Annotated in this window: 1 protein-coding gene and 1 pseudogene; both read right to left on the bottom strand. The window is 66.5% G+C overall.

The genetic code is table 11. The features are described 5' to 3' along the window. A partial coding sequence (locus tag ACH4FX_RS04885; RefSeq protein WP_398475185.1) for a transglycosylase family protein occupies positions 1–1,180 on the bottom strand: 1,180 nt, incomplete at its 3' end. An 80-nt stretch (positions 1,181–1,260) separates the two neighbouring features. Beyond that, positions 1,261–1,829: pseudogene (locus tag ACH4FX_RS04890) on the bottom strand (esterase); the annotation flags it as partial.

The raw sequence follows: 1,829 nt of genomic DNA on the forward strand, positions 1-1,829 counted from the left end.
TCATGTTCTTACCATCGGCCTGCTGACCACCGTTGTACAGAATGCCGATGTCCGTCTTGCCGTCACCGTTGAAATCACCCGACGTCAACTTCGAACGGTCCCAGTTCCATGAAGTGGTGCTCTGCCAGGCCCGGACCGGCCTGCCGAAGTCGGAGCCCGTGCTGGAGAAGGTCCACAGCGCGGTGTGGTTGACGCCGTCAGCATCCTGGCCATCGTTGTACAGGACTCCGATGTCCGCCTTGCCGTCACCATTGAAATCACCGGTGGTGACTTTGGAGCGGCCCCAGTTCCACGAGCCGCTGCCGGCCTCGACGTTGTCCCACACCTTCACCGGATCACCGAAACCGGAGCCCTTGCTGGTGAGGGTCCACAGCGCCGAATGGTTGGTGCCGTCGGCCTCCTGCCCATAGTCGTAGAGGACACCGATGTCGTCCCTGCCGTCACCGTTGAAGTCACCGGATGCCTGCGTGGCCGTGGCCCGGTTGGCGGTGTAGAAGGACACCGCGGCCGAGGGCGGGCCGGTCTGTCCGGCGTCGTTGGTCGCTCTGACCGTGAGCGTATGCGGGCCGTCGGCCAGCTTTCCGGTGTCGATGGTGGTCCGGTACACCGGGCCCGACCCGTTGTCGGTGCCGACCGCCGTGCCGTCGATGGAGAACGTGGCGGAGGACGGGACACCGACGGCGTCCGTGACGGATGCGGTCAACTCGATGGTCCCGGTCGCCACGGTACCCGCGCCCGGCCCGGTGACCTTGGACGTCGGCGGAACCGGGTCGGGATACGGCGTGCCGTGGTCGGAGCCGAGACCGTACTTCGGTCCGCAATAGGGCCAGGCCCGCTCTCCCTGGCCGGCCAACACCTTCTCGCCTATCAGGATCTGCTGACGCTTGGTGGCCCGATCTGCGCGGGAGGCGTAGGCGAGGCCGCCGTAGCCCTCCCAGGTGGACTGCGTGAACTGAAGCCCGCCGTAGAAGGGTCCGGAGCGGTTGATCGCCTGCCAGTCTCCGCTGGCCTCGCATTGAGCGACCTTTTCCCAGGTGCTGAGCGACGCGGCGGTGGCGGGTGCGGCGGCCAGGGGAACCGATCCCACGACGGCCGCCGAAATGACGGTGAGTGCGGCGGCAAGGCGCGGTTTTCCGACGGCAGTGGATTCCGCGCGGCTGGAAGGCGTACGTCGGGGCATGCTCTTTCGTGCTCCTGAAGCGTGAAGGTGTGGTGGGACGACACCCGGGGGCGGATTTCCCGCCCCCGGGCCGGATCGGGTCAGCCGAGGTCGCTGCGGTACCAGTCCCAGCTACCGGTGTTGCCGTTCTCCCAGACCTTGACGGGACCGTACAGGCCGTTCGCTCCGTCGTTGCGGCCCGAGAAGGTGAACAGTGCGGCGTGGTTGACGCCGTCGGAGTCCTGGCCCTGGTTGTAGAAAGCGCCGAGGTCCGTCTTGCCGTCACCGTTGAAGTCGCCGGTCACCAGCTTGGTCCGGTCGGCGTTCCAGCTGCCGGTGGTGCGGTCGTCGTTGTCCCACGCACGCTTCGGGGCGCGCATGCCGTCGGCGGCGCCATAGCCGATGTGAAAGGCGGTGTGGTTGCCGCCCTGATCGTCCTGACCCTCGTTGTAGAGAATGCCGAGGTCAGCCTTGCCATCGCCGTTGAAGTCACCGGCCACCGGCTTACTGCGCTCCCAGTTCCAGCTACCGGTCGTACGGTCATTGTTGTCCCACGCACGCTTCGGGGCACGCATGCCGTCGGCGGCGCCATAGCCGATGTGAAAGGCGGTGTGGTTGCCGCCCTGATCGTCCTGACCCTCGTTGTAGAGAATGCCGAGGTCAGCCTTAC

It is taken from the genome of Streptomyces sp. NPDC018019, from assembly GCF_044327805.1.
In the GTDB taxonomy this organism is placed as follows: Bacteria; Actinomycetota; Actinomycetes; order Streptomycetales; family Streptomycetaceae; genus Streptomyces.